6 protein-coding genes and 1 pseudogene are annotated in these 5852 nt (G+C 40.2%); 2 read left to right on the top strand and 5 right to left on the bottom strand.

The genetic code is table 11. The features are described from left to right. Positions 1–114: 114 nt before the first annotated feature. Positions 115–1416 (top strand): phosphopyruvate hydratase, encoded by a 1302-nt coding sequence (gene eno, locus ACIQZ6_RS11480; RefSeq protein WP_395811222.1) that lies wholly within the window; start codon positions 115–117, stop codon positions 1414–1416. Between the two features lie 11 nt (positions 1417–1427). Further along, positions 1428–2378, top strand: coding sequence for a sugar phosphate isomerase/epimerase family protein (locus ACIQZ6_RS11475; RefSeq protein WP_395811221.1), 951 nt, complete (start codon positions 1428–1430; stop codon positions 2376–2378). A gap of 210 nt (positions 2379–2588) precedes the next feature. Here the strand turns inward: ACIQZ6_RS11475 and ACIQZ6_RS11470 are convergent, their stop codons facing one another. From ACIQZ6_RS11470 to ACIQZ6_RS11450, 5 genes and pseudogenes are all read right to left on the bottom strand, one after another. Then, entirely contained in the window at positions 2589–3452 is an 864-nt protein-coding gene (locus ACIQZ6_RS11470; RefSeq protein ID WP_395811219.1) for an alpha/beta hydrolase, read from the bottom strand. A gap of 221 nt (positions 3453–3673) precedes the next feature. Beyond that, on the bottom strand, positions 3674–4153 hold the full coding sequence (locus ACIQZ6_RS11465; protein WP_395811217.1) for a hypothetical protein: 480 nt from the start codon (positions 4151–4153) through the stop codon (positions 3674–3676). 48 nt (positions 4154–4201) lie between these two features. Further along, a complete protein-coding gene (locus tag ACIQZ6_RS11460; RefSeq protein WP_395811215.1) occupies positions 4202–4759 on the bottom strand; it encodes a RidA family protein in 558 nt (185 codons plus the stop codon). A gap of 42 nt (positions 4760–4801) precedes the next feature. Then, positions 4802–5299, bottom strand: coding sequence for a RidA family protein (locus ACIQZ6_RS11455; RefSeq protein ID WP_395811213.1), 498 nt, complete (start codon positions 5297–5299; stop codon positions 4802–4804). 60 nt (positions 5300–5359) lie between these two features. Then, a pseudogene (locus ACIQZ6_RS11450) lies at positions 5360–5852 on the bottom strand (hypothetical protein); the annotation flags it as partial.

Genomic DNA, 5852 nt, shown 5'->3' with positions numbered 1-5852 from the left:
ATGCATCGCCTGATGCGAATGTTTTGGAGGCTATCGAACAGCAATTTCAATCCAGTTAGAAATAATAAATTTTAATGAATACGGAACTTTCAGGGGTAAAAGAATAAAAAGAAAATGTCTAAAATTAAAGATTTAAGAGCAAGAGAAATATTGGATTCACGTGGTAACCCTACGGTAGAGGTGGATGTGATTCTGGAATCCGGGATAATAGGTAGAATGATGGTTCCGTCGGGTGCTTCAACCGGGCAGTTTGAGGCGCTTGAATTGCGCGATGGCGGAAGCAGACACAGAGGTAAAGGAGTAACAAAGGCAGTTAAAAATGCCAATACCATCATCAGATCAGCGCTTATTGGTCAGGATATTGAAGATCAGGCACGTCTGGATAATTTGATGATTGCCCTAGATGGCACCCCTGAAAAATCAAATCTGGGTGCCAATGCTATTTTAGGTGCTTCTTTTGCCTGTATCCATGCCGCAGCAAATGAGGCCGGGTTGCCATTGTTTAGACACCTGGCAGAAAAGTATCTTCCAGCTGCCCAGGCCCTATCTATCCCTGTTCCTATGGTCAATATCATTAGCGGTGGATTACATGCCGGAAAAAATATCGATCTGCAGGATTTTTTAATTATTCCGGTATCACCAACATCCTATCCGGAAGCGTTGGAGATGATCTACAATGTATATTGGAAAACCAGAGAAGTACTCATTAAAAAAGGGCATAATGCCTATCTTCTTGCCGACGAAGGCGGTTTTGGACCACAGCTTTCATCCAATGAAGAAGCATTAGAGGTTTTATCAGAAGTATTCCATCAATGTGGATATAAACCACATACCGATGTGGCTATTGCTTTGGATGTTGCCTCATCTCATTTTTATGATGCCCAAAAAAATAGCTATAGACTAAATTCCGAAGACCGCTCACTGAGCTCACTAGAAATGATCGATATGCTTGAAAAATGGACAAAAGAGCACCCAGTTATTTCTATTGAGGATGGTTTAGCAGAAAATGATTGGGAAGGATGGACAGAATTGACTCAAAGGCTGGACCAACATATTCAGCTGATTGGAGATGACCTGTTCACTACTAACCCTGGCCGTTTACAAAAGGGATTTGATTTGAAGGCAGGTAATTCAATTCTTGTAAAAATGAATCAAATAGGCACACTGACCGAAACCGTATTTACGTTAAACATGGCAAAGAATGCGGGTTTTAAAACAATTGTTTCTGCCAGATCAGGCGAAACTGAAGATGCTACGCTTTCTGATCTTGCCGTTGGGCTCAATGGCGGACAAATAAAGATCGGTTCAGTAGCAGGATCTTCCAGACTTGCCAAGTATAACCAACTACTCAGAATCAACGAGCAGCTTGATGGAAAATACATGGGCAGTTCTGTTTTTGACTTTTTAAATAAATAATTCATTTTAATATGGAGCGCAGAAAATTTATTACACTTGGGGCAGCTGCCAGTATTGCTGCAGCCTCTTTACCCGAAATTGCACGTGCCGAAATACCTGCAATTGATAAAAAGGAGAAAAGGTATCAAAAAGGAGTTAGTCCTTGGCCAGTTTGCTTGGATACCGCTACCATCAGGCCTGCCTCATTAAAAGATAAAGTTAAAATTGCAGCCAAAGCCGGTTATGACGCTATTGAACCTTGGGATGGTGAATTGCAGAAGTTTGAAGCAGAAGGCGGTAATCTAAAAGATCTGGGAAAAGAAATTAAAGATTTGGGTCTGTTTGTTCCCAGTGTGATCGGACTGTGGAATGCCTTGCCTCCTACCAAAGAGTTGTGGGATGCCTCTCTTAAAGATACCCGTAACAGGATGCGTATGGCGGCTGCTATAGGCGCAGAGCATATCCAAACCATTCCCAATACAGTAGGCGAAAACTACAGTCAGAAGTGGGTCGCAGATCGTTACAGAGACATCTTGGAAATAGGAATAAACGAATTTAATATACTACCTGCGCTGGTATTTGTTAAATATTTCCCAGTCAAAACTTTGGGGCAGGCTACAGGTATAGCCATGGATGCCAATCACCCACGTGCTATGATCATTCCAGATGTTTATCATATGTATATTAGTGAGGGCGGATTTGAGGCAATCAAAATGCTAAGAGGAGAGTCAATTGCTATTTTTCAGTTCAACGATGCTCCGGCTTTGCCTGCTTTGGCACAGCTTAATGATGAGCATCGGGTTTACCCAGGAGATGGTATTCTGCCATTGGAGCAGATTTTTAAAGACCTTAAGGGCACTGGTTTCAAAGGATGTATATCATTGGAAATGTATAATCCGGTGTACTGGAAAGGCGACCTGCAAAATGTAGCAGAGACTGGGCTTAGAAAAACACTTGAAATTTTGAAAAAAGCTGGAGTTTAAGAGACAGGTTCAAAACACCCGATATTGAATTCAATTTTTTATCCGTCAAGCTGTTCTATTTTAGGACAATAGAATGAAATACCACCCCCTTTTATTCCCCCGCCAGCGGTGGACACTGGGTGGCTAGGAAATTGTGGTAAACAAAAAAGCCCGATATTAAATTCAATTTTTTATCCGTCAAGCTGTTCTATTTTAGGACAATGCAAGGCATTAATTTTCGGCGGGCTTAAGCGGATATAAAAGTCTGAGGGCATTAAAAACTGCCTGATGCGTGATTGTAGCATGGTCTTCTTGAGGCAAATAATCAAAATAAACCTGTACGTTTTTACTTTTTGTACCCTTAATTTTTTCTGCAAGTAAATTTGCATCCACTTCCATCACATGAGGGATGTCACTGGGTGCAAGTCCCTCTTTCCCAACCCCGATATAGACCGCTGTTTTTTGTATAAAATTTTCTTGAAATAGTTCTGAAGTAGCATTTAGCAATGAGCCATTATCCCACCATAAACTCGGGCTCATAATAATATATTGATTGAATAATGAAGGTTTCTTGAACAGAATTTCGGTGGCTAATAATCCACCTAATGATTGCCCAATAATCATTTTTGAATCATTCGTCCTATATTTTTGATTGATATAGGGTTGTAATTCCTTCTCAATAAAAGCGATAAATTGATCAGATTTGCCAGACGAAGGATATCTTTTCAAGTCTTTTTCAATACGTGTTGGATAGGTAAAATCTCGTTTACGGTCAATATTGGCAATTCCAACAAGAATAGATTTTGGAACCCGATTGATCCATGAAAAATTATTGAATTGTATCAATCCGGCTACGTGAATAAAATCTTCATCTGCCGAACCATCTAGCAGATAGATTACGGGATAGATGTTTTTTTCATCTTTCTGGTAACCATCAGGCAGGTAAATATTCAGGGTCCTATTTTCTCCTAATTCTTTTGAAAAGAGCTCATCTATCTGTCCCAATATAAATGGCTTGCTATTCACTCCAGGTTTTGACTGTGCAAATAGGGCAGCAGAGAAAATTATTAAGATGAAGGATAGCAGGATTCTCATGAAAGGGGATTATAAAATTGAAATTTTTAATTCCAGAAGAGATGCTGTTTCATTTTCCGGATGTCAAATTTACCATTTCTGTTCAATGTATTTTCACTGGATAGTTGCAGTTCATGTTTAAAAAGCAAGGCCCGGGTTTAAGACAATAAATCTTTAACCCGGGCCAACTAGAACGATTTGGCGCATGACGCCAAACGCATATTAGCGATAGTTAATGTTTATCAAAATCTTTTGCCTATTGAAAGGCCAAGCCAGGGAACTAAACCATACTTGTTTGCAATTGGTGACACACTAATACGCCACATTAAATCTTTCGTTGTATGTCGTCTGTAACCAAGACTTGGAACAAAGTTTACAAAGTGGTCACCATTTGAATTCTTAGAGTCGCCGAATAAATTTCCGTCAATTCGTGTCCAAGTTGCACCAAGTCCTGCGTCAATAAATGATTTGTTGTTTTTTAGCTTAAAAAGATAGTTGATACCAACTGGTATTGTCAGGTAAAAAGCATTCTCAGAATAAAATCCTACGCCAAGTCTAAACCCAAGTCCTGGTTGTTTTGTTAATTGTCTCTCGTAATTTACGGATGCAAAAAGACCGTTACCACCTGCTTCCAAATAGATATCATTTCTTTTAAAAGTTATCTGTCCGTAAGAACAAAATGCAAGACTCGATATCGCTAATAATAAAGTAAAGTGCTTCATAAATTGATGATTGTCGTTTTTAATTACCACTAACTATATTATTAATTTTTAATCTACGTATGCAATACAATCTACCTGTACCAGAATACCATCGCGCCCCATTTGGTCAACACCGCAGCCAGTGTAAGAACGTACCGGCGCAGGATCTGGGAAAAATCCGCGGTACCCTTCATTCAGTAATGCAATATTTTTGTTGGGTTCGGCAACGGTCATATGTACTTTTAATACATTGGCCATTGATGAACCTGCATCTTCCAGTACCTCTTTCATAGTAGTTAAGGCGCTTTGAATTTGCACTTTAATATCTCCTGGTTCAGCCCTCCGTTCGGCATACCAACCTCCAATGCCAGATAAAAACAAAAGGTGGCCTGAGCGGATACATCCTGAGAGGATTGCTGCTGGTGGAGCAGGTTTTGCGCCGTTTGCAGGAGTTGCAACTGTAGGATTGGTATTACCACCACTATTACTTTTGCGGATCACTTGTTTTTTAGGCGTCCATGGATCTTTTTTAGATTTTTTCTGAGCATTAGCCTCAGTAGGGATTGCTGCTACGGCTCCCGCTAGCGGAAGGAGTGAAAGACTTTTTAATACATTTCTACGATTCATATGATATATTTTCTAGGTTCTTGTTAAAATTAAGGTTCGTTTTTAATCTACGTAGGCAATACAACTGACCTGGCAGAGGATGCCATCTCTACCCATTTGACTCGTTTTGGATCCGCTATAAGAACGTACAGGCGGATTTTCGGGAAAGAATTCACTGTAGGCTTCATTCAATGCTGGGATATTTTTGTTGGGTTCGGCCACGGTCATTTGAATTTTCAGGACGTTTGACATGGAAGAACCAGCGCCTTCCAGAATTCCTTTCATGGTGGTTAGAACACTTCTAATCTGAACTTTAATATCTCCAGGTTCAGCTCTCTGGTTGGCGTACCAGCCTCCAATACCTCCGATAAATAGCATGTGCCCTGAGCGAAGGCACGATCCAGCGGGAGTTTTAATGAGTTCTTTCTTTGGTAGCCATTCATCAGCTGCCAAATTTTTGGCTTCTGCTTCTTCTGTAAGTGCCTGATTAGCAATGGCATTAACTGCAACTCCTGCTAAAGGCAGAATGGTTAGGCCTTTAAGTATTTCTCTTCGTTTCATTGTTAATGTTGTTATATCTAAATATATATAATTGCAGGGAATAAATAGGACCCCAGCAAATCATTTTGATTCAGGAATTACTATCCTGAGCTTTTTGGCTAAATTCATAACTTCATTCATGATAGTAGGTTCAATAGACTCCTTCCATTTGGCAGGCATTCCAAAGGCCATTTGTGAAGTATGGCCTTCATAGCCGCCTTCACGTACTATTTCTGCCGTTGGAATATAAGCCATTACATCGTTCGAGTATCCCATGACAAACAAATCAGGGCCAAAAATCTTTTTTAAGTTCAGGGCATAATCCACAACCGGCTCACCTCCCAGGGCTACCACCAACTGATTCCCAAGTTCCCAAAATTGAACAGGATAGGGGTATGTGCTAATAAAGGTTTCGCCCTTATCCGATTTTTTGATCATGTTCAGTGTCCAATTCTTGATATAGCCACTCTCTTTGGATGCCATAGCTAACAGTTCTGCTTTGCTAGGGGCTTTTTCAAGTTCAATACTCACTTCTGAATAAGCGGTGCTTAATTTGGGTTCAAGAAGGTTCATG

This window comes from Daejeonella sp. (assembly GCF_044348475.1).
Taxonomy (GTDB): Bacteria; Bacteroidota; Bacteroidia; order Sphingobacteriales; family Sphingobacteriaceae; genus Daejeonella.
The sequence above is the reverse complement of the archived record's forward strand: the minus strand, read 5'-3'. Positions and strand labels throughout refer to the sequence as shown.